Annotated in this window: 22 protein-coding genes; 3 read left to right on the forward strand and 19 right to left on the reverse strand. The window is 63.2% G+C overall.

Features of this window, described 5'->3' with window-relative positions; genetic code table 11:
- Positions 1 to 129: 129 nt before the first annotated feature.
- A complete protein-coding gene (locus QMK32_RS16070) occupies positions 130 to 1,878 on the forward strand; it encodes a DUF7159 family protein (protein ID WP_283476070.1) in 1,749 nt (582 codons plus the stop codon).
- On the opposite strand, the gene tsaD is transcribed toward QMK32_RS16070, so the two are convergent.
- The 8 genes from tsaD to glmS form a co-directional block, all read right to left on the reverse strand.
- Positions 1,875 to 2,918 (reverse strand): tRNA (adenosine(37)-N6)-threonylcarbamoyltransferase complex transferase subunit TsaD, encoded by a 1,044-nt coding sequence (gene tsaD / locus QMK32_RS16075; protein ID WP_283476071.1) that lies wholly within the window; start codon positions 2,916 to 2,918, stop codon positions 1,875 to 1,877. The genes QMK32_RS16070 and tsaD overlap by 4 nt on opposite strands.
- Positions 2,915 to 3,391, reverse strand: a complete 477-nt coding sequence (gene rimI / locus QMK32_RS16080; RefSeq protein WP_283476074.1) for a ribosomal protein S18-alanine N-acetyltransferase — start codon at positions 3,389 to 3,391, stop codon at positions 2,915 to 2,917. The genes tsaD and rimI overlap by 4 nt, the downstream gene beginning before the upstream one ends.
- Positions 3,388 to 4,050, reverse strand: coding sequence for a tRNA (adenosine(37)-N6)-threonylcarbamoyltransferase complex dimerization subunit type 1 TsaB (tsaB, locus tag QMK32_RS16085; protein ID WP_283476075.1), 663 nt, complete (start codon positions 4,048 to 4,050; stop codon positions 3,388 to 3,390). Before tsaB ends, rimI begins: the two co-directional genes overlap by 4 nt.
- A gap of 47 nt (positions 4,051 to 4,097) precedes the next feature.
- Positions 4,098 to 4,583, reverse strand: coding sequence for a tRNA (adenosine(37)-N6)-threonylcarbamoyltransferase complex ATPase subunit type 1 TsaE (tsaE, locus tag QMK32_RS16090; RefSeq protein ID WP_269303706.1), 486 nt, complete (start codon positions 4,581 to 4,583; stop codon positions 4,098 to 4,100).
- Between the two features lie 19 nt (positions 4,584 to 4,602).
- Entirely contained in the window at positions 4,603 to 5,643 is a 1,041-nt protein-coding gene (locus QMK32_RS16095; RefSeq protein WP_502943640.1) for an alpha/beta fold hydrolase, read from the reverse strand.
- Entirely contained in the window at positions 5,640 to 6,836 is a 1,197-nt protein-coding gene (alr, locus tag QMK32_RS16100) for an alanine racemase (RefSeq protein ID WP_283476153.1), read from the reverse strand. The genes QMK32_RS16095 and alr overlap by 4 nt, the downstream gene beginning before the upstream one ends.
- 144 nt (positions 6,837 to 6,980) lie before the next feature.
- Positions 6,981 to 8,414 (reverse strand): NAD(P)H-hydrate dehydratase, encoded by a 1,434-nt coding sequence (locus QMK32_RS16105; RefSeq protein ID WP_283476076.1) that lies wholly within the window; start codon positions 8,412 to 8,414, stop codon positions 6,981 to 6,983.
- A gap of 36 nt (positions 8,415 to 8,450) precedes the next feature.
- Entirely contained in the window at positions 8,451 to 10,313 is a 1,863-nt protein-coding gene (glmS, locus tag QMK32_RS16110; RefSeq protein WP_283476078.1) for a glutamine--fructose-6-phosphate transaminase (isomerizing), read from the reverse strand.
- Between the two features lie 111 nt (positions 10,314 to 10,424).
- On the opposite strand from glmS, the gene QMK32_RS16115 reads away from it, so the two are divergent.
- Entirely contained in the window at positions 10,425 to 11,279 is an 855-nt protein-coding gene (locus QMK32_RS16115; RefSeq protein WP_283476079.1) for a dienelactone hydrolase family protein, read from the forward strand.
- 6 nt (positions 11,280 to 11,285) lie between these two features.
- Here QMK32_RS16115 and QMK32_RS16120 read toward each other — a convergent pair whose 3' ends face one another.
- The 3 genes from QMK32_RS16120 to QMK32_RS16130 are packed head-to-tail and all read right to left on the reverse strand — an operon-like array spanning position 11,286 to position 13,899.
- The gene (locus QMK32_RS16120) at positions 11,286 to 11,603 is read right to left on the reverse strand and encodes a hypothetical protein (RefSeq protein WP_283476080.1); all 318 of its coding nucleotides are present in this window, start codon (positions 11,601 to 11,603) and stop codon (positions 11,286 to 11,288) included.
- Complete coding sequence (locus QMK32_RS16125; protein WP_283476081.1) at positions 11,600 to 13,582, reverse strand: hypothetical protein; 1,983 nt, start codon at positions 13,580 to 13,582, stop codon at positions 11,600 to 11,602. Before QMK32_RS16125 ends, QMK32_RS16120 begins: the two co-directional genes overlap by 4 nt.
- A complete protein-coding gene (locus QMK32_RS16130; RefSeq protein WP_283476083.1) occupies positions 13,579 to 13,899 on the reverse strand; it encodes a type VII secretion target in 321 nt (106 codons plus the stop codon). The genes QMK32_RS16125 and QMK32_RS16130 overlap by 4 nt, the downstream gene beginning before the upstream one ends.
- Positions 13,900 to 14,048: 149 nt before the next feature.
- On the opposite strand from QMK32_RS16130, the gene QMK32_RS16135 reads away from it, so the two are divergent.
- On the forward strand, positions 14,049 to 15,089 hold the full coding sequence (locus QMK32_RS16135; protein ID WP_136169553.1) for an LLM class F420-dependent oxidoreductase: 1,041 nt from the start codon (positions 14,049 to 14,051) through the stop codon (positions 15,087 to 15,089).
- A gap of 36 nt (positions 15,090 to 15,125) precedes the next feature.
- Here the strand turns inward: QMK32_RS16135 and glmM are convergent, their stop codons facing one another.
- From glmM to eccCa, 8 genes are all read right to left on the reverse strand, one after another.
- Positions 15,126 to 16,463, reverse strand: coding sequence for a phosphoglucosamine mutase (glmM, locus tag QMK32_RS16140; RefSeq protein WP_283476086.1), 1,338 nt, complete (start codon positions 16,461 to 16,463; stop codon positions 15,126 to 15,128).
- 109 nt (positions 16,464 to 16,572) lie between these two features.
- Positions 16,573 to 17,109 carry a 30S ribosomal protein S9 gene (rpsI, locus tag QMK32_RS16145; RefSeq protein WP_269302996.1) on the reverse strand — a complete coding sequence of 179 codons (537 nt, stop codon included), beginning with the start codon at positions 17,107 to 17,109 and terminating at the stop codon, positions 16,573 to 16,575.
- Complete coding sequence (gene rplM, locus QMK32_RS16150) at positions 17,106 to 17,549, reverse strand: 50S ribosomal protein L13 (RefSeq protein WP_136169556.1); 444 nt, start codon at positions 17,547 to 17,549, stop codon at positions 17,106 to 17,108. The genes rpsI and rplM overlap by 4 nt, the downstream gene beginning before the upstream one ends.
- Before the next feature lie 164 nt (positions 17,550 to 17,713).
- Entirely contained in the window at positions 17,714 to 18,061 is a 348-nt protein-coding gene (locus QMK32_RS16155) for a TraR/DksA family transcriptional regulator (RefSeq protein WP_283476090.1), read from the reverse strand.
- 134 nt (positions 18,062 to 18,195) lie between these two features.
- Positions 18,196 to 18,486 carry a WXG100 family type VII secretion target gene (locus tag QMK32_RS16160; protein WP_084348455.1) on the reverse strand — a complete coding sequence of 97 codons (291 nt, stop codon included), beginning with the start codon at positions 18,484 to 18,486 and terminating at the stop codon, positions 18,196 to 18,198.
- Between the two features lie 91 nt (positions 18,487 to 18,577).
- Positions 18,578 to 18,886: a WXG100 family type VII secretion target gene (locus QMK32_RS16165; protein WP_283476091.1), complete on the reverse strand. Its 309-nt coding sequence runs from the start codon at positions 18,884 to 18,886 to the stop codon at positions 18,578 to 18,580.
- Between the two features lie 165 nt (positions 18,887 to 19,051).
- The gene (locus tag QMK32_RS16170; RefSeq protein WP_283476092.1) at positions 19,052 to 20,665 is read right to left on the reverse strand and encodes a type VII secretion-associated protein; all 1,614 of its coding nucleotides are present in this window, start codon (positions 20,663 to 20,665) and stop codon (positions 19,052 to 19,054) included.
- Positions 20,662 to 24,660 carry a type VII secretion protein EccCa gene (eccCa, locus tag QMK32_RS16175; protein ID WP_283476093.1) on the reverse strand — a complete coding sequence of 1,333 codons (3,999 nt, stop codon included), beginning with the start codon at positions 24,658 to 24,660 and terminating at the stop codon, positions 20,662 to 20,664. Before eccCa ends, QMK32_RS16170 begins: the two co-directional genes overlap by 4 nt.
- Positions 24,661 to 24,811 lie beyond the last annotated feature (151 nt).

Below are 24,811 nucleotides of genomic sequence, written 5' to 3' on the forward strand. Positions count from 1 at the left end.
TAACGTTCGGATAACGAGACGATATAGTTCCGATGGTGAACTTCTGATGCAGTATCGGGTTGCGGCGAAACGGAGCCGCAACAGCGTCGGGACACGTAGTCGATTTCGAACAGGGTGGGGAGGTGCACGATGAAGGTTGGAATAGGGGTTTCTACCGGAACCGAGGTTGTGTGCGCTGCCCTGGTCGTGGTGGACGAAGATGGTTCGCACACCGTCGAATACCGCACGGTGTCCGCAGACAGTGAAGCAAATACGGACATCGGTCAGCTGGTCACATCGGCAATAGAGTTGATGACGACCCTGGCTCCTGCACCCGCCGGGCAAGGCGCACATTCGACCGGACGGCGTGAGCCGGACACCATCGCCGTGTCGTATCGCACTCCCGAACAATCCTCGTCCATTCGTTCGGCATGTAGCAGTTCACGCCGTGCTGTCTCGTTGATTCCTGAATCCGCGGCTTCCCACGCATTCCTTGCCGACTCCGGGCTCATTGCGCGCTACGGCACCGTCTCGGTTGTCGACCTGGGCGCCTCGGGCTCGACCGTGACGATCATCGATGCCCAATCCGGCCTCGTCCACGCCTACGAACCCCGCGACGAATTCGGTGGTGACGCGGTCAACAATCTCGTCAAGGAGCTCGTACGCGGTAGACCGGAACGCGAAAGTCGATCGCGAGAGGACAACCGCAGCAACGATTCTGCGCGGTACCGCACGGTCAAAGAACACCTGTCGACATACGACTCGGCATCCATCAGCCACGACGGGGTGACGACCACGGTGTCTCGGACGGAATTCGACGCGCTGATCCGCCCGTCGGTGACAAAGTTGGTGCGTCGTATCACGCAGGCGGCCGACCGGACGGGCCGTGCACCCGAAGCGGTGGTACTCATCGGCGGCGGCGCCCACATACCGCTCGTGCGGACCGTCGTCGAGTCCGAACTCGGACTTCCGGTTCTTACCGTCGACGAACCCGATGCCGTCCTTGCTACAGGTGCCGCGCATGTCGCCCTGACCGCTGCTCAGGGTCTCTACCCCACGGTCGGTGCCACTGCCGGATCGCCGGTTCGATCGGTCGGTCGTTACTCCGGAGCGTTGGTCGGAGCTTTCCTCGTCGCCGGTATCGTCCTCGTCTACGGAATTCAGGCACTGACCCCGTCCGATGACACCGGCTACTCCCCGGCAGGCACCGAAGTTCCGTCAGAGCAACAGAGCGATCAGAGCAAAGCCTCGATCGTCGACGGCACCACCATCAGCGCGGCCGATCCGCGGGCCACGACAACCTCCACCGAGGTCTCGACCGGGAATCCGACTTCAGCCCAGATGTCGGCATCGGCATCGGCCACATCCGAGCGCAGCAGCGTCACCGACGTGGCGCCGACGCCCACCAGTTGGCCGGCGGCATCGACGCCGACGCTGCACCCGGCGCCGGATCTTCCGTTGATTCCGTTTCCCACTCTGCCGAATTGGGGCGAGATCGTTCCGCTCCCCGACAGCACCACGATCGCGCCGCCCTCGCCGACTCCGAGTATTCCGGAATCCACACCGCCTGAGTCGACCCCGCCTCAAGCCACCCCACCTCTGGCCACCCCGCCTCTGGCCACCCCGTCCGAAACGACCCCGACCGGAGTACCTTCGGTGACGTCGAGCGAGTCCGTTCCGGTTCTCCCGCCTGGTGTCCCCACGGCGGACGCCGGCGGGACACCTACTCCTCCGTCGCCGCCGGAGTTGACGCCCCCACCGACCGTGTGGTCTCCGCCCGCAATCGTTCCAGCGAACCCGGCTTCACCCTCGGATGACACTGCAGACAGCACGGCAGGAGCACCTGTGCAACCGACCTCGGGTCCAGTGACAACGAATCAGCCGGCCACCACGAACTAGGCGCGGCCAGAGATCAGGCTGGTGGACACCGGGAGCCCCGGGTCGGTCGCCGCTCGCAGATCGGATGCCTCTGCCCCACCCGCTATCAGGTGCGCGCCGAGCGTGGCGATCATCACTCCATTGTCGGTGCATAACCGAGGCTTCGGAATTCTCAACGTCAATCCCGCTGCGCTGCACCTAGTTTCAACCATCGATCGAATTCTCGAGTTCGCGGTGGCTCCGCCCCCCAACACGAGCGTGTTCACATCGACATCCTGAGCCGCGCGCACTGCCTTCATGGTCAGCACATCGGCCACGGACTCCTGAAAGGACGCAGCGATGTCTGCGACGGGAATGCTGTCTCCTGCGCGTCGACGTGCCTCGACGAACCTGGCCACCGCCGTCTTCACCCCGGAGAACGAGAAATCGTACCTCGCGTCGCGCGGACCCGTCATACCTCGCGGAAACGCAATAGCATGCGGATCACCTTCACGCGCAGCATCATCGAGCGCCGGGCCGCCCGGATAACCCAAACCGAGCAACCTGGCAACCTTGTCGAACGCCTCACCCGCTGCGTCGTCGACAGTGGTGCCCAACTCGACGATCGGAGCACCGAGGTCGTCCACGTGCAGCAGGTGCGTATGCCCGCCGGATACCAGAAGCGCGACGCATGAGGGCATCGGACCGTGCTCGAGGGTATCGACCGCTACATGCCCACCCAAATGGTTGACGGCGTAGAACGGCACACCCCATGCGGCCGCATACGCTTTGGCTGCGGCGACGCCGACGAGCAGGGCACCTGCCAATCCGGGGCCGATCGTCACGGCCACTGCGTCGGGCCGATCGATGTCGGCAGTTGCCAGCGCACGCCGCATGGTCGGAACCATCGCCTCGAGATGCGCGCGTGAGGCTACCTCGGGGACGACACCGCCGTACCGAGCATGCTCGTCGACACTGGACGCGACCTCGTCTGCGAGTAACTCGCACACACCGGAATCACGCCAGCGGACGACACCCACACCTGTTTCGTCACAAGAACTTTCGATGCCCAACACGATCACGAGAGCGTGCCTCCATTCCCGACTTCGCGCCGCATCGTGTACGCGTCCGCACCGCTCGGCTGGTAGTACTTTCGTCGAGTCCCGACCACCACGAACCCGGTACGGGTGTAGAGCTCGATAGCCGGTTCGTTGTCGGTACGCACTTCGAGGAATACCGGTCCACCGTGACTGTCGGCAACCGCGAGCAGATCGGCCAACAATGCCCCTCCGATGCCGCGGCGGTGTGAGAGAGGATCGACCCCGATGGTGTGTACTTCCGACTCCACCGACTCCCCCTGGCCCAGCAAGGCGACCCCGGCATAACCCACCAGCGTGCCGCCCTCACGCGCGGCAACGTAATGATTGTGCGGCGCAGCAAGTTCCGACAGAAAAGCCTGCGCGGTCCATGGGTCGTCCCCAGGAAACAACACGCTCTCGAGTTCGGCACAACGCTCGACATCGGCCATGGTCAGTGGCGAAAGAATCACGGTCATGATGTCACCGTCTTCGCTGCTGCCCGCTCCTCGAGCGTTTTCGCGTCCGGCCGGCGAAGATAGAGCGGCACGATCGGTGCCGGCGCGGATGAGGATGCCAGTTGCTCGAGAGCCGCCAGTACCAACCCCTGCGGCGACGGCGACACCACTTCTCGTACAGGAACTTCGAACAACGCGAGATGTAACGGAGATCCAGCAGCCCCACTCGCCCCGGCAACATCGAGCAAAGCAGGAGCAACGACCTCCGGGCCTGCGTACCGGACCGCATGTCGGTACCGCGCCCAATACACCTCGCGACGCCTGGCATCGGTGACGACCACCAGATCGGGCTCGTCGGGAAGTTCGGCGGCAATCGCGTCGAGACTGCAGACACCGTAGATCGGAATGCCCAGTGCGTCGGCAAATGCGGAGGCAGTAGCCATTCCGACACGAAGACCGGTGAACGGGCCAGGACCGACACCGACGACTACGGCTTGCAGATCCTGCGGAGTGAGGGCGGCCTCGGCCAAGCATTGGACAATGTTGGGCGTGAGCACCTCGGCGTGAAGCCGAGGATCGACCACGATTCGCTGGGACAGGGCATGCGGCTGCCCGTCGGTGACGCGGACCACACCGGCGGTGACTGCGGGCGTGGAGGTATCGACAGCGAGAACGAGCACGGTTTCTCAGGGTACCCGCATGTCACGACGGGCCTGCCGCGGCACCGTCAGTCCTGCACCGAACGTTGGACTCGGCTCAATTCGACGGATCTGTCATCGGTGTCGAGGTCGCGCCGAATACGTACCGAAACATGAGAGTCGGTGAGCTGCTCGACCAGTCCCTCGCCCCATTCGACGACGACCACAGCCGCTTCCAGATCGGTGTCGAGGTCCAACGCGTCCAGTTCGTCGAGAGACGACTGCCCCGTCATTCCCAGCCGGTACGCATCCACGTGAATCAAGGACACGGGGGCAGCACCGTTCGGCCGAATCCCGGCCCGGTGCTCGCGGGCAATGACGAATGTCGGCGAGCTGACCCTGCCCTGCACCCCGAGACCCGACGCGATGCCACGCGTCATCGCGGTCTTTCCCGCACCCAGCGGTCCATCGAGGATCACGAGGTCGCCGGCGACGAGGGTTTGAGCCAGCCGGTATCCGAAGTCCTCCGTGTCGGCCGCCGTCGGCAAGATCAGTGAGCGTCCATCGAAATGCAACGTGGACGGCGGCGGGCACTCAGCCAATTCCGCGCCGTCCGCTTCGACGACGTGCCCGCACAGCGTCGGCACGGGTGAGGAGGCGAACCAGGGCGGCATTGACTTTGTCCGGAAACTCGAGCTGCACGAGATGACCTGCTTGAGGCACCCGAACGACTTCGGCTTCGGGCAGGGCTCGAGCCATCGCCAACGAGCTCGCGAGCGGAATGATCCAGTCCTCGTCGCCACACATGACGGTCACCGGAATGCGGGTCAAGTGCACCAGCGCATCCTTTTCGTTGTGTAGCTCGAGGGTTTTCAGAAAGTTGACGATCGTGACTACCGAGGTGTCGTCGATCATCGATTGAGAGAAGGCGACCAAGCGCGGACTCACCCGCGTTCCGTATGACGCCGCACGAAGCACCGGCGAGATCAGCGCCCGTACGGCCCCGCGTCCGAGCTGGACCACGCCGGGCGAAGTGCGGACAGCAAAGCGAAATGCGTCGATGACGGGATTGTTCAGGCTTTTACCCAAGCCGGTTTCGGCCAGTCCAGCGGCTGTCGTCGATAGCAAGGCAACGCCGACGACCCTGTCCTTGACCAGGTCCGGACGCTGACGCGTCAACGACAGAATCGTCATTCCACCCATCGAGTGACCGATGAGTACGAGATGACCGCGCGGTGCGACTGCGCGGATGACGGCGTCGAGATCGGACCCGAGCTGCTCGATGGTGCAACTTTCAGGCGTCGGCTCACCGGACTTGCCATGGCCCCGCTGGTCGTAAAAGACCATTCGGACGGACGAGCCCCACTCTTGCTCCAACGCCTGGCGCTGAAAGTGCCACGAAGACATATGGAGGCAGTACCCGTGTACGAATACCGCGGTGATGGGGGCGTCGGTGGGCCCGACTTCGCGAACTGCGAGCGGAACTCCGTCGTCGGCGGTGACGATGGATCCCCGATCGGCGTCCATCAGCTCGAGATTCTCGTTGGCCAGAGGATCCTTGTTCGAACGCAGCATCGTTTCGCGCAGGGCCAACCCGACGCTGTTGACTATGCCTAGATTTCCGAGCAAATTCATCTGATCACCTCACCCGCTCTCATCTCCGGTGGTCCCGCGCCGATGCCCTTGTACGACCTGCGCACTCGGCCCCGAATTCCGGTGACTATCTCGTAGTGGATGGTGCCCAACCGATCCGCCCAGTCCTGTGCACGTGGTCCCCCTCCGTCACCGGATCCGAAGAGGACCGCAGTATCGCCTTCGGTGACCCCTGACCCGCTCGGCCCGAGATCCACCACGCACTGGTCCATACATACCCGCCCAACCGAGGGAAACCGGCGCGAACCGATCTGCACGTCGAAACGCCCGCTCAGATTGCGGACGAGCCCATCGGCGTATCCCATCGGGATGAGCGCAACCGTGGTGTCCTTTTCGGCGGTCCACGTGTGCCCGTAGGACACTCCGTCACCGGCCCCGACCTTCTTCACCAACGCTACCGGTGTCGACACCGTCATCGCGGGCCGCAAACCGAAATCACCGAGTTCCGGTATCGGCGACAAACCGTACATCGCAATACCTGGACGGACCATGTCGAAACGGAGATCGGGACGAGTGAGAGTGGCCGCCGAATTGGACAGATGCACCTTCTCTGGCTGCATATCGGCTGCCCGCACGCGAGCGAGAGCGGCACGCAAATTTTCCGCTTGGCGATCGTTGGCAGGATGCTGCGGACTGTCCGCGCACGCCAGATGAGAGAAGATTCCGCGCAACGAAACGGACTCCTCCGCGACGGCCCTACCCAGTGCCTCGATCACCTCGTCCCACTGCTCGACGGGGATGCCGTTTCGGTTCAAGCCGGTGTCGACCTTCAACGTGACGACTGCGGGGACGTGCGCAATGCGAGCAGCGGCTACTACTGCCGACAGTTGGGTGGCCGAGGACACGCCGATCTCGACCCCAGCCGAGATTGCCGGAGCAAAGTCGGTGTCGTGTCGGTGCAGCCAGGCAAGAATCGGGGCAGTGATGCCGGCCCTTCGCAGCGTGAGCGCTTCGTCGAGTGTCGTGACACCCAACTCTTCGGCTCCCGCGTTCAGCGCCACTGTTGCAACCGCCAGCGCACCATGGTTGTAGCCATCCGCCTTCACGACGGCCATCATCGATGCGTCACCAGCGTATTCACGGAGAACAGCGACGTTGTGGGCGATCGCGTCGAGATCGATGGTGGCAGTCGCACCTGTACCGGAGTAGGAGTCCTGTGTGCTGACTGCTGCCACATCGACTACCGGCACGAGTTCACTGTCCACAACGTTCGATGATGCCACTCGCAACACATCGCTCTGTACTCGGTGCACCGAGGTCCTCGTTCCACTTCGCGCCGATCGTGACCGAAAACACTGCGCGGCCGTCCATAAAAGTCTTCACAGTGCGACGGAGCGAAGAATCCTGATGGCCTCGGGGAGCGCGGACAGGAGAGGACCAGCCGAGATCGGTGCCGCGAACTCGCCGTTGGACCCATGCGCGGCCTTCGCCGCCGCCAGAGAGTGTGCCCGGGCCCCACACGCAGCAGCAACGGCGGCTTCGAGTCCGGTAGCCAGCAATGCCCCCAGCACTCCGGACAGAACATCTCCGGACCCTGCCGTCGACGCCGCTGATCCGCCCGCATCATTGACGAGGACCCTGCCATCCGGGTCGGCGACCACCGTCGCTCGGCCCTTGAGCAGAACGGTCACACCCCAATTCGATGCCAGATCGCGTACCGCGGACACCTTGTCGGCGCCGGGCACCCGGCCGGCCAACCGCTCGAATTCACCGGCATGCGGTGTGAGCAACGTCGGTGCCGAGCGCGACCGAACCAGATCTGGTTCCGACGCCAGAACGGTCAGGGCATCTGCGTCGACCACCACGGGCAGATCGGAGGACAGGATGTCGGACAACCACTCCCTCGACCTTTCCCCGGTGTCGAACCCTGGACCGACCACCCATGCCTGGACGCGTCCAGCACTTGCCGGATCGGCAGAGACGATGACCTCGGGATAGTGAGAGACAACCTCTGCGGCCGCGCTACCCACGTACCGCACCATCCCCGATGTCGCGGCCACCGCAGCTCCGGTGCACAACAATGCAGCCCCCGGATATCGATCACTGCCCGCGGCGATCCCTACGACACCCTGCGAATACTTGTCGTCCTCGGCAGAAGGAATCGGCCAAAGGGCGCCGACGTCGGCAGGCTCGAAGGCACGAATGTACGGATCGGGCATGCTCAACCCGATCTCTACGAGTTCGACTCTGCCGCAATACGGCACCGCTAGGACATGCACGGGTTTGCGCGCACCGAAGGTTACGGTCACCGCAGCTCGAACAGCTGGACCATCCACGCTGCCCGTCGTCGGATCGACACCGCTGGGAATGTCCGCGGATACGATCGGAGCGTCGAGTGCGGCAACGATGGCCGCCGCATCGGATCGAAGCGGCCCGGTGCCGGAGATTCCGACGATGGCATCGATGACCAGGTCGGGATTGTCCGGTGCAGCCACCACTTTGCCGCCGGCGCGTCGAAATGCCGCAAGGCCTTCCGGGTGCGTGCGGTCCGGCTTCAGCAGGACCGCACTCACCGCTACCCCACGGGCGCGCAGCATGGCGCCCGCCCACAGCCCGTCGCCGCCGTTGTCACCCGACCCGACCAGAATGCTCACCCGTCGGCCGACGACCCCGCCTGTCCGACCAACCAACTCGCGCGCCACTACCGTCGCCAGACCGTAGGCTGCACGGCGCATCAGAACGCCCGGCGGCAACGCCTCGAGGAGCGGTCGCTCCGCGTCACGAACCTGATCAGGCGTGAAATAGTGCCGCATAAGCAGTCTCCCGTCGGACGTTCACCCAGTTTGCCGCTACTCGACAGTGACGGACTTCGCCAAGTTCCTCGGCTTGTCGACGTCGTATCCCCTACTCTGAGCCACTTCGGCGGCAAAGACCTGCAACGGCACAGTCGAGAGCAGTGGCTGCAGAAGAGTCGGAGCCACCGGGATCTCGATCAGATGGTCGGCAAAGGGACGGACAGTGTCGTCACCCTCCTCCGCGATCACTACTGTTCGAGCACCACGCGCCTGGATTTCACGAATGTTGCTGAGCATCTTCGAGTGAAGGACCGCGCGCCCCTTCGGCGAGGGCATGACCACGATTACGGGCAACCCGTCCTCGATCAACGCGATGGGACCATGTTTGAGTTCACCTGCAGCGAAGCCCTCGGCGTGCATGTACGCGAGTTCCTTGAGCTTGAGGGCGCCTTCGAGTGCCACCGGATATCCGACGTGGCGGCCGAGGAACAGAATCGTCGGCGAAGTGGCCAATTCTCGTGCAAGTTCACGCACCGGCTCCACCGAATCGAGCACTTTCTGCACGAGTACGGGCATCGCTTCGAGGTCTGCGAACTCCCGTGCGACTTCATCGGGGTACTTCGTTCCGCGAGCCTGCGCCAGGGCAAGCCCGACCAGGTAGTTGGCAGTGACCTGAGCGAGAAACGCCTTGGTCGACGCGACGCCGATCTCTGGACCTGTTCGCGTGTAGAGGACTGCGTCGGCCTCGCGCGGAATCTGCGAGCCGTTGGTGTTGCACACGGCTAGAACTCGCGCGCCCTGATCTTTCGCATGGCGTACGGCTTCGAGCGTGTCCGCGGTTTCGCCGGACTGCGAAATCGCGACCACGAGAGTGGATCGATCGAGAACCGGATCTCGGTAGCGAAACTCGCTGGCGAGTTCCACCTCGACCGGAAGCCGCGTCCAGTGCTCGATGGCGTACTTCGCAAGCAGCCCGGAATGATAAGAACTTCCGCACGCCACGACGAAAATCTTGTCGACCTCGCGTAGCTCCTGATCCGACAACCGCTGCTCGTCCAAGACGATCCGTTGATTCTCGAAGTGCCCGAGCAAGGTGTCCGCGATGGCTGCGGGCTGCTCCTGGATCTCCTTGAGCATGAAGTAGTCGTAACCACCCTTTTCGGCCGCAGCCAGATCCCAATCGATGTGGAAAGGGCGTCCCGACGCTACGTTGCCGTCGAAGTCGGTGATCTCGTATCCACCGGCAGTGATGACGACTACCTGATCCTGGCCGAGTTCGACGGCCTCGCGAGTGTGCTCGATGAATGCAGCCACATCCGAACCCACGAACATTTCGCCGACACCTACGCCTACGACCAGCGGCGTCGAGCGACGCGCGGCGACAATAGTGTCGGCATGATCGGAATGGGTGAACACGAGAGTGAACGCGCCCTCGAGTCTGCGTAACACCGCCTTCGCGCTAGCGACGAAATCGCCCTTCGTCGGGCCCTCTTCATACGCGCACGAGACGAGGTGGACTGCGACCTCGGTATCGGTGTCACTGGAGAACTCGACGCCCCGGGCCTCGAGCTCGGCGCGAAGTGGACCGAAGTTTTCGATGATTCCGTTGTGCACGACCGCGACCGACCCCGACACGTCACGATGTGGATGTGCGTTTCGATCTGTCGGCCGCCCGTGAGTTGCCCACCGGGTGTGACCCATCCCCGTCGACCCGACGAACCTCTCGGCGCCGACTTCTTCCAGTTCGGCCTCCAGATTCGCCAACCGACCCGCCTTGCGTTCGACAGCGGTGTTCCCAGCACCGTCGAGTATCGCAATCCCCGCTGAGTCGTATCCCCTGTATTCCATACGCCGAAGCGCCTCGACCACTACACCCAGAGCTTGGCGGTGGCCGACGTATCCCACGATTCCGCACATGGTGCTTGAGGGTACTCGGAGACCGGCGGAGATCCTCGCGGGAGAACGCGAGAACCCCGACTCGGCCCCGTACCCCCGCCGATCACACCCGATCCGATAGCGTCTACATCCGTGGCGACACCTAAGAAGCTCGCAGCAGAACTCAGCAAGCGCGGTCCGCACGAAGTGCTCCGCGGTGACCTCGCCCTCGCCGGGCAACCCGGCGTCGTCTACACCCCGGCGGAGGGCTACAACCTGCCCGGAGTCGCTTTCGGGCACGGCTGGCTGTTGCGCGGCGACCACTACACGAACACCCTGAAGCACCTTGCGTCGTGGGGCATCGTCGCCGCGGCGCCCGACACCGAACGCGGGCCGTTTCCGTCACACCGCGGCCTTGCCGCCGACCTCGGCACAGTGCTCGACATCATGACCGGAGTGCGGTTGGGAACCGGCAATATCAGTGTGCACCCCGACAAACTCGCCGTAGCCGGCCACGGCATGGGAGCGAGCGTTGCAGTTCTCGCAGCCGCATCACGCTCGGACATCAAAGCCGTAGCCGCGCTCTTTCCAGCACCGACGGTGCCGAGCGCGGAGACCGCAGCGCAATCCTTGCCGGTGCCCGGTTTGGTGCTGGGAGATGCAGCCATGACCGATTCGTTGAACGACAACACACTCGCGCTCGCCGGCGCATGGGGAGGGCCCTCGACATTTCGACGCATCGACAAAGCGTCTTCCGACGGCATGGTCGAAGGAAGACGGCTGCTCAGCCCCCTCGGCTTCGGCGGTACCGAGAGGTCGACAGTCGAGGTCGTCCGCGCGCTACTGACTGCATTCCTGTTGTTCCACCTCTCCGGCGACAAGAAGTACGAAGAACTCGCCGGTGCAGCGGAATTGAAGAACACGCGAGTAATCGATCCCCACGCACCAATCGCGGAGCAGCCGAAGCCGAGCGCAATCTCGGCAGTGCGTGCAGTGATCGGTCGCTGATCCTCTTCACCTCAGCCAGCTCGAAGGCGGGTTGTCCTCGGCCCAGGTTGCCTGGACTGCTGCCTGCACCCGCGTATCGAGGTTCGCCGGCAACAGATACGACCGGTACGCGTTCACGGATCGATCTTCCTCGACGTTCTCGTTAGAAACTCCACTCGGCCCCGGACGCGGGCCGTGGTCGTCAATTGCGGCCGGTGACGGCCCGACACCGGCCGTAGTGCGCGCAATCGTGTCGAGTCGATCCGACACCCGATCCAGTGCGGCACGGTGCTCGGCCCGAACGCGTTGGATTTCGCTCCTCCACGTGCCCCCACCGCCGGTCACAGCGGCCCGGCTTCGGCAAGGTGTGCACCCGAGTCCAACGACGGCCCCTCTGGGCCCTGCTCCGCCGCTGAAGGTGCCGGACCCTCTGCCGGTGTCCGGGGCTGCGACGGAGTTTGCATCGGGGGCTCTATCGGGGGTTCCATCGTGGCGGCTTCACCCTCGGCACTCCCCCGGTCCGGCGCGCACACCCCAGGTTCGAAATATTCGGGTTCGGAGTCTTCGGACGTACCGAGGTCCGGTACGGCGGGTGCAGGCTCTGGGTCGGGCCCTTCCTCCGGTTCCACCTCCGGCTTCTCGACGTTCGATTCACCCGTAGGCCGGTCGGGATCTCCCTGTTCGGGGATAGCTCGCTCGGGGTTAGCTAGCTCGGGTGTCTGTTGTTCCGGAGCCGAGCCGGTAACGACGGGCGGAGCTTCGAGAGTCTCGACGATCACGGGAAGCCCGAGCGGACCCATCCGAAGTTCGAATCGACGTACTCCGCCGTCGGGGTTACCGAGTTCCAATGACAACGTTCCATTTTCCGCCACAGCGATCTTCGCGCTGTGCCCATCCAACTCGGCCATGAGGTGCCCTCGTTCTGGTGACATTCCACCCGGGTCCGGCTCCGCCGGGTCAGCAGTCGGCAATTGCGTGCCAGCGTTCGCTGGTTCCGCGTCAGCCTCCGGCGGCTCCACGAAAGCCGGTGAATCCTGTTCCGGAACAAAGCTGTTCGAGCTCAGCGCCTCCCCTCGACCGTTTAGAGGGGCCGGTGTTTCACCAGCTTCGGAATCAAGAATGCGATCTATGGCCGAGCGAATATCGGCGGTGAGCGGTTCGAGTGCACGTTGCACCGCCGACTCGATTGCTGCCGCCGAGTCGGGCGAGCCTGCTGAACCGGAGGGGCCAGTGCGACTTCCGGTGTCGATGTCCGGGCTCTGCTGCGGCTGCGGCTGCGCTGGCATGCTGCTGGTCGCAGGGGCTGTTGTCGGCACAGCCTGTTGCGGAAGTGCGGCCTGCGGCTGTGCGGACTGCGGCTGGGCCGAGTGCTGCGGTGCGGACTGCTGCGGTGCGGACTGCTGCGGTTCCGGCGGCGGCATCGTGCCCGGGCCACATTCCGGAAGATCGTCGGGTGCAGTTCGGCACTCGGGGTCCAGTCGGCTCACAGCCGAGTCGTCGATGTCGGTGGACCGAAATTCGGAATTTTCGATGGCCTCCGCTGTGTTCGCCACGACTGCCAAGAGGTCTCGAACGCCGGTGTCCGTAGCCGTGCAGATTTCCACGAATGCGAGACAGGTCTCCGTGACCGCGGGCCGGAAAACTTCGTTCAGCCACGCATCGCAGACTTTTCGAACCTTGCCCAGTCCGACACTGTCGAGGGGTGTCCGCGTGTCGACCACCTTCGCGATCTCCGGCAGCGCAGTCTCGACCGTAGCCAGAAACGCATTCGCGACCGGCCCGACACCTTGGAAGGAATCGAGCTCGAGACCGGCGAAGTACGAGATCGCCTCGATCGACTCGATCGGTTTGCCGCCGACGCGAGAGAAGTCGATCGATCCCACGACGGTCGCCTTGTCCCGTACGATCTCGCCGATGACATCGACTGCGGTGTGCATGGATTGGTACAGCTGATCGATCGAGTTCACACGCGAGAGTGCGCACTGCAGGTCCGATTCCACGTCCGACATCGCCGCCTCACCGGCTGTGCCCGACCACGAACGGTCCAGCACCGCGGACAGACGCCGCTGTTCCTCGATCTGCGAGCGTGCAACCTCGAGCACTCTGCCCAACGCTTCGGCATCGGCAGTCAAGGCCGCAATATCCAGCCCTCGTTGCTCGTCGTAGCGTGCGCACATTTCGGCGTACGTCCACTCGAGAGAACCATCGATCCGATTCAGCGTCGGGAGGTGACGTTCGAAATACAGCAAGCCACGGGTACCGCCGTCGAGAAGGCTGTCGACCGAGACCAAAGACTCCACACCCGGCATCGTCGGTGATGTCATCGGGTCGATTCGATTCGGGGATCGTGCAGACCCGTCGACAGCGCATCGTCGAAAAATCGATATCCGTCGACGCTGGTGCGAAACCGGTCGGCGTTGTCCTCGGACGCCTCACTCCAGCGTCGTAGCGACGACCCCACACGTTCGCCGGCCGCTGCAATACGCACACCGAGGTCGCCGTAGTTCCGGCCGGCGACCGTCGGACCGAAAGTGAACCCGCTCGCAATTTCTGCAGCCGACGCAATTGCCTGGGCGCTATCGCTGAAAGCTCCGGCTACAGCACCGACTGCAGCCGCATCGATGTCCAACTCGTCACACATCTCGCACACCACGCTTCCACGTCCGTCGGGCGAAATACCCCTGTCCTGTTCGACGCAGCCCGCGTGGGATCGGTTCCCTCCGGTACCGGTAACGTCCCAGGTATACAGCTCGGGTTACAGATAACACGCTCACACCTGCGAGGAGTCTCATGCATATCGGAACCACGCTCAACTACTCGGGCGGTTTCAAAGAAACCGTGGCCGAGGTAGAAGAACTCGAGAAGTCGGGCCTCGATATCATCTTCGTTCCCGAGGCATACTCGTTCGACGCCGTCAGCCAGCTCGGCTTCCTGGCAGCGAAGACGTCCACGATCAAGATCGCGTCGGGCATCTTCCAGATCTACACCCGCACACCATCATTGACTGCCATGACTGCAGCCGGCCTCGACTACGTCTCCGACGGTCGCTTCGTTCTCGGCCTCGGCGCGTCCGGCCCCCAGGTCGTCGAGGGTTTCCACGGGGTCAAGTACGACGCACCCATCGCTCGGACCCGCGAGGTCATCGAGATCTGCCGTCAGGTGTGGCGCCGCGAGAAGGTCGTCCACCAGGGCAAGCATTACCAGATCCCCTTGCCTGCAGACAAGGGAACAGGCCTGGGCAAGCCGCTCAAATTGATCAATCATCCTGTGCGCGAAAAGATCCCGGTAGTCATCGCTGCACTCGGACCCAAGAACGTCGAGCTCACCGCAGAAATCGCCGAGGGCTGGCAGCCGATCTTCTACTTCCCGGAAAAAGCGGACCAAGTGTGGGGCGACGCGCTGAGTGCAGGCAAGGCCAAGCGAGACCCGTCCCTGGGCGACCTGGAGGTCTTCGCAAGTCCGACGCTCGCCATCGGCGAGGACGCTGAGAAGTACCTCCCATGGGTCAAGCCTCACCTCGCCCTGTACATCGGCGGAATGGGAGCCAAGGGAAAGAACTTCTACAACGACCTCGCTCGACGATACGGTTACGAAGCCGAGGCCGAGAAGATTCAGGACCTGTATCTGGCAGGCAAGAAGGAAGAAGCGACGGCTGCGGTGCCCGACGAGCTCGTGCGCGCCATCAACCTGATCGGTCCGGAAAGCTACGTGAAGGAACGCGTCGCGGCATTCGCCGAGGCCGGTGTCACCACACTGAACGTCCAACCTCTGGCAGAAAACACCGCAGGACGTGTCGCACAGTTGACCGCGCTTCGTGCTCTGACGGACTGATCCGACCGAAAACACTGATCTCGGGGACGGCCCGAGTCAGACCTGCCCGACCCGATTCGCCAACTCCTCGGCGAGTCGACGGGCGAGGTCCGGCTCGGCCGCCTCCACCATCACCCGTACCAACTGTTCGGTACCGCTGGGCCGCAACAACACTCGACCTGTATCCCCCAAAATACGCTCGACCTCGGCCACACCTTCGAGCACCGCAGGCGCCGTCGCCACAGCTGTCTTGTCCGATACCTTCACGTTGATGAGCACCTGCGGAAGTGTGGTCATTGCCGAGGCCAGATCGGCCAAAGAACGACCGGTCTCGGCCATTCTCCCCATGATTCGCAACGCGGTGAGGGTTCCATCACCGGTGGTCCCGAACCCGGGAATGACAACGTGGCCACTTTGCTCGCCCCCCAAGGCGTAGCCCCCAGCTCTAAGATCCTCGAGAACATACCGGTCGCCTACTGCTGTGGTGCGCATGTCGATATCAGCGGCGCGCATCGCAATGTGCAAACCGAGATTGCTCATGACGGTCGCGACCAGCGTGTTGTCGGTGAGCTCGCCGGATTCCTTCATTCCGATGGCCAGTATCGCCATGATTGCGTCGCCATCGACAATGTGCCCGGAGGCGTCGACGGCGAGGCATCGGTCGGCGTCACCGTCGTGAGCGATGCCCAAGTCCGCTCCATGGGACACCACGGCTGCCTGTAGCTCTTCCATATGCGTGGATCCGCAGCTGTCGTTGATATTGAGGCCGTCCGGGTCCGCGTTGATCGCGATCACCCTCGCTCCCGCTGCCGCGTACACCGAGGGCGCGACGGCGGACGCAGCACCGTTCGCACAATCGACGACAACGGTGACGCCGTCGAGCCGAATCGACAGTGCCGAGCCGAGATGCGCCGCATATTCCTCGGCAGCACCCATCATCACTCGGACGCGGCCGATACCCGAACCGGTGGGTGCGGGCATGGCACCGTCTCCGGCTACGAGGGTCTCGATTCGAGTTTCGACGTCGTCGTCGAGCTTGTGTCCGCCTACCGCGAAAATCTTGATTCCGTTGTCCGGCATCGGATTATGAGACGCGGAGATCATGACACCCAGTTGCGCACCGCGCGCCGATGTCAGGTACGCAACGGCAGGTGTCGGGAGGACCCCGACGTCGAGCACGTCGACTCCCGACGCCGTAAGGCCTGCAGTCACCGCGGCTGCGAGCATCTCACCACTCGCTCGAGGATCACGACCCACCACCGCGACGGGTCGTTCCGTCGCTGAAGCCTGCGTCAAGACGGTTGCGGCAGCCCTGGCCACCTTCACCGCCAACTCCGGAGTCAACAAGCCGTTGGCCAGCCCCCGCACACCATCGGTACCGAACAGTCGAGTCATCTGGAGTTCGTCCCCCTTCGCCAGAATAAAAATTGATCTTCAAACGCCGCGAGGGCAGGCATCCGAGAATTCTGGACGCCTGCCCTCGCGGGTAGAACTGGAAAGAACGTCAGCGCTTGGAGTACTGCGACGCCTTACGTGCCTTCTTCAGACCGTACTTCTTGCGCTCCACCGAACGCGCATCACGCGTGAGGAAGCCGGCAGCCTTGAGCGGCGGACGGTCTTCCGGGGTGAGCTCGATGAGGGCGCGCGCGATAGCCAGACGCAATGCGCCTGCCTGTCCGGACGGGCCGCCACCGTGAAGCAGGGCGACGATATCGAAGGACTCTGCCCGATCGACGAGGACCAACGGAGCCTTGATCAGCTGCTGGTGCACCTTGTTGGGGAAGTAGTCTTCGAGGCTACGGCCGTTGAGCTTGAACCCACCGCTGCCCGAGGAGAACCGCACGCGAGCGACGGCTTCCTTACGACGACCGACCGTCTGGATCGGGCGATCGAACAGGATCGGTGCAGGCGCTGCAGCAGCGGCTTCGATCTCCTCGACTACCTCAGGCTCTTCGACGGCCACGAACTCGTCCGCGGCGATCTCGACGACCTCTTCGGTGTTCTCCTGCGACGTCACGTCATTTCCCTCCGGCGCCGTCACTGGGACACCTGCTTGATCTCGAACGGAACGGGCTGCTGAGCTGTATGCGGGTGGTTCGGTCCCGCGTAGACCTTCAGCTTGCCCGCGATGGCACTGCCGAGCTTGTTCTTGGGGATCATGCCGATGACGGCTTTTTCCACGAGACGATCGGGGGTCCTGTCGAGAACCTCGCCGACCGTGCGCGACTTCAAACCGCCCGGGTGGCCGGAGTGGTGGTAGAGGAGCTTGCCATCGCGCTTGTTACCGCTGATGGCAACCTTCTCCGCGTTGATGATGACGACGAAGTCGCCACCGTCGACGTTGGCTGCGTAGGTGGGCTTGTGCTTGCCACGGAGCAAGTTGGCTGCCTGGACGGCGAGCCGACCGAGTACAACGTCCGTAGCGTCGATCACATGCCAAGTCCGGGTGGTGTCCCCGGCCTTAGGGCTGTATGTAGACACAAAAATTCCTGTCTTCATGATGTCGCTGCTGGCCAAGACGTGTGTATCCCCTCGGCGGCCAGTTGAGACCCGAGAGCAAGTGATCGCCGCACAACGCGCGCGACGATCTCATCCACGCCATCGTGGGACAATACCGGTTGTAACTACAGCAGGTCAAAACGCCTTCACCGAAGTCGGAGGCAGACTATGCAGCGCCGAGCCGCGGGGAGCGCCTCCAAGCGCGGATCCGCGATAGCCGAACCGCATCGCTCGCACACTCCGTAAGAACCTGACGCGACACGTTCCTGAGCTGCGTCGAGCTCACGAACTTCGACCTCTGCATCCCGCGCCAGCCCGATCACCTTGGCGCGCTCGAAGGCGATGGTCGATCCTTCCGGATCGTGCTCGTCGTCATCGGTGGTCCACTCGGACCCCGCCACGATCACATCGAACTGTGCACGCAAAGACTCCAAGCGACTTTGCGCTGCACTCTGCGCATCGGCTATGCGCCTGCGTGCTTCGACGGGGTCCACGCTTCCACCTCACAGGTACGACGACGTAGAAGCAACCCGAGTCGAGTGCCGATCAGTATTGGCGGCTGGTCCTGCGGACACGGCACGGCCCCGGCATCGAGCGCAATGCCGGGGCACATGGCCACACGACTACCTCACGAGAAACGGGACCGGTTCATAGCTTCCTGTTCCATCATCTTCTGGTTGCCGGAGTTGACCGCGCCGATCAGGCTCTGCAGGACCGTGGTGAGCTCGGTCTGCGCCGAGTTCCATTCCCCTTGCTTGACTTGATACGCGTCGGCATCGGCACCCTGCCACGTCGCAACGAGAGGTTGAATCGACGACTTGATCTCGTCGAGTTTGTCGTTGAGCGACTGCCATTTGTTGGTCATACCGCCGGCCAGATCGGTGATCGAGCCGAAGTTGTATCTGATTTCGCCGTCCATAGTCAGTTCCTCGTTTCCGTTCGGTGGGGCAAGTGGTGGACTCTCGTGAGATGTGTTCGAGTGCTTCGCAACCGTGAAGCACGCTCGAACATCACAGGTTCAGCGTGCCTGCGACCGCATTGATCGACGAGACGTTGTCCTGCTCGGACTGGTCGTACTCGATACCACTGGTCTTGATCGACTCACTGATGCCCGCGAGCGCATTCTCGAGTTTGAATGCGCTCGAATCCCAGTTGGTCATGACCTGACCGAACGAGGTCGACGCCTTTCCTTTCCAGATTCCCGATGCCGCAAGGTCGACATCCGAGCGAAGCAGCCTCAGCAGCCCTCCGATCTGGTCGCGCAGGCCGTCTACCTTTGCGGCCACGGCGATCATGGTTTCGATATTGGCTTCTGCCATGTCAACTCCTCGATGTCTTCGGTTCCGAGTGCTCGGTCGAGTACTCGAACTGGGCAGCGGTTCGCCTTCGGCGCAAGTGCGATTCCCCCCTACATCTGGTTGGACGCACGCGCGATGCCCTTCGGTTCCATGGATGTGGAAATTTTTGAATGAATTGATCGCAGTTCACTCGGGTGCAACCGTCAAAGTGGAGACAACCCCGGCGCATTCGGCATCGAGCAGGTGCTGCTCACCACGCCGACTCTGACAACCGATGCTGATCTGCAGATCGTCCTCGACGAAGATCTGCCAGTTCACCGTCGAGTCGACATCGGGGGATTCCTTGTACGACAGCGCGACTCGACCACCGACGTCCCTCGCCCGAATCAGATCGCCGACCACGCCATCGGAAGCACGGGCAGCCACCATCGCGGACAGATCGTCGGCAACGTCGTCGAACGATGCGCCTGGACGCAGAACGGTGGTAGTGACCACGATTCTGCGATCGGGCAGATCCGACGGCACGAGAATCGACCGCTCAGCGTCCTCCCGGTGCGACCAACCGTCCGGAATCCGAAGCCCGACGCGGCCGTAGGAGTATTTCGTCGACGGTCCGTCTTCAACTCCTCTCGGCGCCGAGGCAGCGGGTACGGCAGTGCTCGTCACCGGTGGGGACGAGGTAACAGGACCGGGCACCGACGCGGACGGGATGGTCACCGATGGTGAATCCGCGTGCGAGGGATCAGCGAGCCGATCCGGTTCTCCACGCATCGAGACGACGGCCACCAACACCGCCGAACTCATCGCCACCGCGACCGCCACCAGGACAGCCTGCTGCACCTTCCGACGACGCCGGGCACCCGACACCGCGCCGGTATCGAACTCGTCCAGCCAGGCTGCCGCACGGACGGGCATGGGCGTCATCCTCGCCCAGCGATCCTCCGTCTCGTCTTCCGAGCTGCCCGAATAACCAACTTCATCCGCTGGATTCACCCTCGACTGCCCCGGGCTGTCCGCTGGAATCGACAGCCCTGCGCGAGCCGCCATGGACCGAACGATGTCCACGCCGCGCATTCGATGGATGCGATACGGCGATTCGGCGAGTACCTTTGCGTCACCGCCGGCCGTAGTGTCCAGTACGAATACATCCACCCCCTCCCGATGGCGTTGCGTGGCAACGAATGACGAGACCCGGTCGAGAATCGAAGCCTCGGCCCCTCGATCACCACCCAAGTCGCGCGTGCCCTGCACATCCCATCTGCACGTCCTGATGTAGCCGCCTCGGCCGTCGGCGGTGACCGCACACACCACCGAATCGAGTTCGGCCAATTCGACGACGATGGCGTACGAAGGCGCTCGCTGACCGACGGAGTGAGTTGCCGCGCTTGCAGCATCGACCACGATCACCTCACGCGCCAAAGGCATGGCGGCAGCGCGAACGTCGCGCACAGCGACGGGGCCCCAGTGCGACGGACAGGCAATTTCGAGGACGTCGACGATCGGTGGTGCACCAGCCGCAGCGAGCGATGCACCGAGGACACCGTGCATCACCACTGCCGTGGGTACAACGGTCGAACCGACAAGGCACTCGGCGTCCTCGACGAAGCTCATGGGGTACGCGTGCGCAACCTCCGGTGGGGTATCCCGCCCGAGTTCGGTTACCAGGTACTCGGGCGTTCCGTCACGCATCGTCACCGTAGGTCGAAACTCGAACTCCGCGGAGCCGAGACCCGACACCGTCAATACCGACACCGGACCGTCCCCGAGACTTACTGCCGCGTAGCTGCTTTCACTGATCACCGCGCTGTCCACGCCAGCTGAACAAGCGACTGGCCTCGCCTGTCTACCAGCGTGCCACGCCCGGGCGGCATGGCGCTCGGCTTGACCGAACCGATCAGATTTCCCTCGTCGCGACTGCCGCTCATGACCAGACCAGGCGACACGAGATCACGCATACGTGAAATGACGGGGTCGTACAACGCTCGCGATGCCCCGCCCGATCTCCGAGAGAGCACCACGTGCAACCCGATGTCGCGGGCGTGTGGCAGATACTCGACGAGAACGGTCAATGGGTTTCCCGTCGACGTGGCCACTAGGTCGTAGTCGTCGACGATCACGAATATCTCCGGTCCACTCCACCAGGTGCGCTCACGAAGTTGCTGCTGAGTGACGTCGGGCCCAGGCATCCGATCGGCGAGTTTCGCGGCGAGCTCGGTCATCATCGTCATCAGAACAGCTTGCGAGGCTGCATATCCTGCGAGATGGTCGGTGTCGACGGTGCCGAGCATCGTGCGACGGTAGTCGGCGAGTATCAACTTTACTTGCGACGGCGTGTTGGCCTCGACGAGAGAAGTGCAGATCGACTCGAGCAACGCCGTCTTCCCGCACTCGGTGTCACCGAATACCAGGAAGTGCGCCTGCTCGGCGAAATCGAGTGTCACCGGATCGAGTTCTGCCTCGTCGATTCCGATGGGAACCCGCAATTCCGGCACCGATCCGCGCGAGCGTGGCCAGCGGCCGACAAGCCGATCGACGAGCTCGCCTCGCGGCAAGCTCTCGGGAAGCATGCGCACACGTGGCGCCGAAAGACCGACGTAGGCCTGCGCAACCGCCGCCACCGCATGCTGAATTCCGACACCGAGATCGACGGTCGACGAGGAGCCGTCGACCCGCGGCAATCCTACGAGGAGGTGCAACCCCTCCTTCGTGATTCCCCGACCGGGCCTGCTGTCCGGAACCCGTACGGCCTTCACTCTCCCGAACTCGGAATCGGACGCGTCACCCAACTTCAGTTCGATCCTCGTTCCGACGAGATCCTTGGTTGCAGGACGGATCTCGGCCCACCGCGACGCGGTGAGGATCAGGTGAACGCCATACGACAACCCCTGCGCTGTCAGCGCGGCAAGCTGAGGCTCGAGTGCTTCGAAATCGGATCGAATACTGCCCCAGCCATCTACGACCAGGAAGACGTCTCCGAAACCATCCTCGTCGTCGATCAGTTGCTCGGCGCGACGACGACGAAATTCGACGATCGAGTCGATACCCCGTTGTTGGAATATTCTCTCGCGTCGTCCGATCACTGCCGCGACTTCGGCGACGGTCCGCCGCACCCGGTCGACGTCGAGCCTGCTCGCGACCGATCCGACGTGTGGAAGCGAGGCGAGTCCGCCTAGCGTTCCTCCCCCGAAATCGAGGCAGTAGAACTGCACCTGCCCAGGAGTGTGGGTCAGAGCGAACGACATGATCAGCGTCCGCAGCGCCGTCGACTTCCCGGACTGTGGCCCTCCGACGATCGCGAGGTGGCCTTGGGCCGCCGACAAGTCCACTACCAGTAGATCGCGCCGTTGATCGAACGGGCGGTCCACTATGCCGATCGGTGCCCGTAGCGACGGGATCGTTGCAACCGGCGCCGACAGAACCGAATCGGGAATCATCCGATCGAGCGTGGGCGGCAAATCGAGCGGCGGCAACCAGACCTCGTGTGCCGCTTGACCGCTGCCCTGCAGCCGTTCGACCACGACGTCGAGCACCGTCCTGCTGTCGCGCCTGGCTTCTTCCTCCTGAAGGCGCTCCTCGTGCGGGGCACCGATATCGTCGATCGACGGTTCGACCGCATCCATCTGCACCGGATAAGCGCTGAAAATCCGCGGTCGAACCGTCACCGAACTATCGCTGCTCCCCCGTACCGCGTTTCGAGGGCGGACGTAGGGCCCGGAAACGTATGCCGCCGCGAAGCGGACGATCTCGGCAGAATCGCATTTGAGATACCCGGCGCCAGGTTGCGCGGGTAGATGATACGCATCCGGAACTCCGAGAACAGAGCGAGACTCGTTGGCAGAGAAGGTCTTCAATCCGATTCGATACGACAGATGACTGTCCAGCCCGCGCAGCTTCCCTTCCTCCAAGCGCTGACTGGCCAGCAGGAGGTGCATGTGCAGCGACCGCCCCAACCGCCCGACAGCAACGAAGAGATCTGCGAACTCGGGCTGTTGGCTCAGCAACTCCGAGAACTCGTCGACAACGATGAACAACGCAGGCAATGGAGCGAGCGCGGCACCGCCAGCTCTTGACTTCTCGTAGTCGGACACATTGGCGTAGTTGCCCGAATCGCGGAGTAGCTCCTGACGGCGATTCATTTCGCCCGCAATGGCGTCCTTCATCCGATCGACCAGCGACAGGTCCTCGGAGAGGTTGGTGATCACCGCAGCAACGTGTGGCGCTCCTTCGAGCCCGGCGAACGTCGCACCACCTTTGAAGTCGACGAGTACCAGATTGAGCTGGTTCGGGTCGTGTGTGGCAATGAGACCCAGGACGAGTGTCCTGAGAAACTCCGATTTTCCCGAACCGGTTGCGCCGATGCACAACCCGTGCGGGCCCATGCCGTTCTCGGCCGACTCCTTCAGATCGATCTCCACCGAGCTTCCATCGGGTGCAATTCCGATAGGTACGCGAAGGCGATCACGGCCACGACGGGGCACCCACGCGCGACTCGGGTCGAGGAGACCGACGTCGGCGATTCCGACAAGATAGTTCCAGCTCGAGGTCGACTCGGTATCCTCTCCGCCGGAATCGACGCCGACATCGACTGCGGTTCGATACGGAGACAGCCTTCGCGCCACGGTTTCCGCCTGTGCGACGCTCATCGCGTCCGAGACGCCGAATACCTCGACGCGTGAGCCGCTGACAGCGCCGATCGAACCGTTCTCGGCAAACAGACGAATGCCTCGACTGGCAGCAAGTGCGGTGCAGAAGTCGGAGAGATCGACGATCGTGACCGCATCGAGCCCGGTTCGCGGAAGATCGGTTCCACTGTTGTCGAGTAGGCCACCGTCGACGATGATCACGAGCTGTGGGACTCCCGCGGACGGCGAGCCACCACGGGCGAATCTGTTCCGCAGCGAGAGGTGTTCGCCGAGCGAGGATTCGAGTTCGAGGAACGATCCATAGATCATTCGTGCAGTCCCGACACCGTCCCTGGCAACATCGTGCTGAGTGTGGGGAAGCCATTTGGTCCAATCCCAGAACGCAACCGTGTCGGGGCCGCAGACCACTGCGAGCCGCAACTGGTCGGGATCGTGGAACATGCAGAGCGCCGCCACCATGGAACGGACCATGGAACGTGAGGAATCTCGATCTCCGGACACGGAAATGGCAGCGAATCCGCGAAGCGACACAGCGGTGGGGAGACCCCCCACAACGGAATGTGCCCGTACGAACCGCCGCAGTGACACCGCAGAGACGGGTTCGAGTTCTTCGACGGGCCCGGTCTCCGGGGGAACGAGGCGCGTCGCCAGTCGCTGGTCTCCCCGACCTATCCGAACATGACAGAAGTCCGGATCGGAGATGCGGCGCTCCCACATCCTCGGGGTGCCCGCATACGACCACAAAATCTGCGGGTCAGGATGCGACCACTCGAGCGCCTCACGCTGGCTGGCCGCGGTTGCTGCCACGTCCCTGCGCAGTTGGTCGAGGTAGCGCAGATAGTCCTTGCGGTCTTCGTTCGACTCCGCAGTTTTGGCGCCACCGCCGCGCCCACCACCGGCGACCATGCCCAGCATCGATACCAGCATCATCGCCGGAAACATCAGCATCATCGGGTTGGCGGCCATGCCGGAGGTGAACATCAACGCGACCATGCCGACCATGGCTGCCACCATGACCAGGGGCATGAGCTTCATCAGCAAGTTTCCCGGGATCACCCGAGGTATCTCCGGTGGCGTCTGAAGCGTCACCTCACCGCCTGGAGTACGCGGAACTTCACGCCGCGCACCGCGAACGAACCGAACAGTATTCACGCCTCGATGCCCCCACCGGTCGGTATCCCCATTACCGCGCACACTTCACGTTTCCCCAACGAGCAGCATGTTTCGCGAAAGGCTAACTCATTCGGTGCTTCACTGCCACCGACCACCTGCTGCCTACCAAGGCGGAATAGGACTACCTCGC

It is taken from the genome of Rhodococcus sp. H29-C3 (assembly GCF_030063405.1).
Lineage (GTDB): Bacteria > Actinomycetota > Actinomycetes > Mycobacteriales > Mycobacteriaceae > Rhodococcoides.

Bases quoted from the DNA above. Each gene is read 5' to 3' on its own strand.
- QMK32_RS16070 (WP_283476070.1), top strand. From the start codon at position 130: ATGAAGGTTGGAATAGGGGTTTCTACCGGAACCGAGGTTGTGTGCGCT.
- rimI (WP_283476074.1), bottom strand. From the start codon at position 3,391: ATGACCGTGATTCTTTCGCCACTGACCATGGCCGATGTCGAGCGTTGT.
- QMK32_RS16095 (WP_502943640.1), bottom strand. From the start codon at position 5,643: ATGAATTTGCTCGGAAATCTAGGCATAGTCAACAGCGTCGGGTTGGCC.
- QMK32_RS16105 (WP_283476076.1), bottom strand. From the start codon at position 8,414: ATGCGGCACTATTTCACGCCTGATCAGGTTCGTGACGCGGAGCGACCG.
- glmS (WP_283476078.1), bottom strand. From the start codon at position 10,313: ATGTGCGGAATCGTGGGATACGTCGGCCACCGCCAAGCTCTGGGTGTA.
- QMK32_RS16125 (WP_283476081.1), bottom strand. From the start codon at position 13,582: ATGACATCACCGACGATGCCGGGTGTGGAGTCTTTGGTCTCGGTCGAC.
- QMK32_RS16130 (WP_283476083.1), bottom strand. From the start codon at position 13,899: ATGTGTGACGAGTTGGACATCGATGCGGCTGCAGTCGGTGCTGTAGCC.
- QMK32_RS16135 (WP_136169553.1), top strand. From the start codon at position 14,049: ATGCATATCGGAACCACGCTCAACTACTCGGGCGGTTTCAAAGAAACC.
- glmM (WP_283476086.1), bottom strand. From the start codon at position 16,463: ATGACTCGACTGTTCGGTACCGATGGTGTGCGGGGGCTGGCCAACGGC.
- QMK32_RS16160 (WP_084348455.1), bottom strand. From the start codon at position 18,486: ATGGACGGCGAAATCAGATACAACTTCGGCTCGATCACCGATCTGGCC.
- QMK32_RS16165 (WP_283476091.1), bottom strand. From the start codon at position 18,886: ATGGCAGAAGCCAATATCGAAACCATGATCGCCGTGGCCGCAAAGGTA.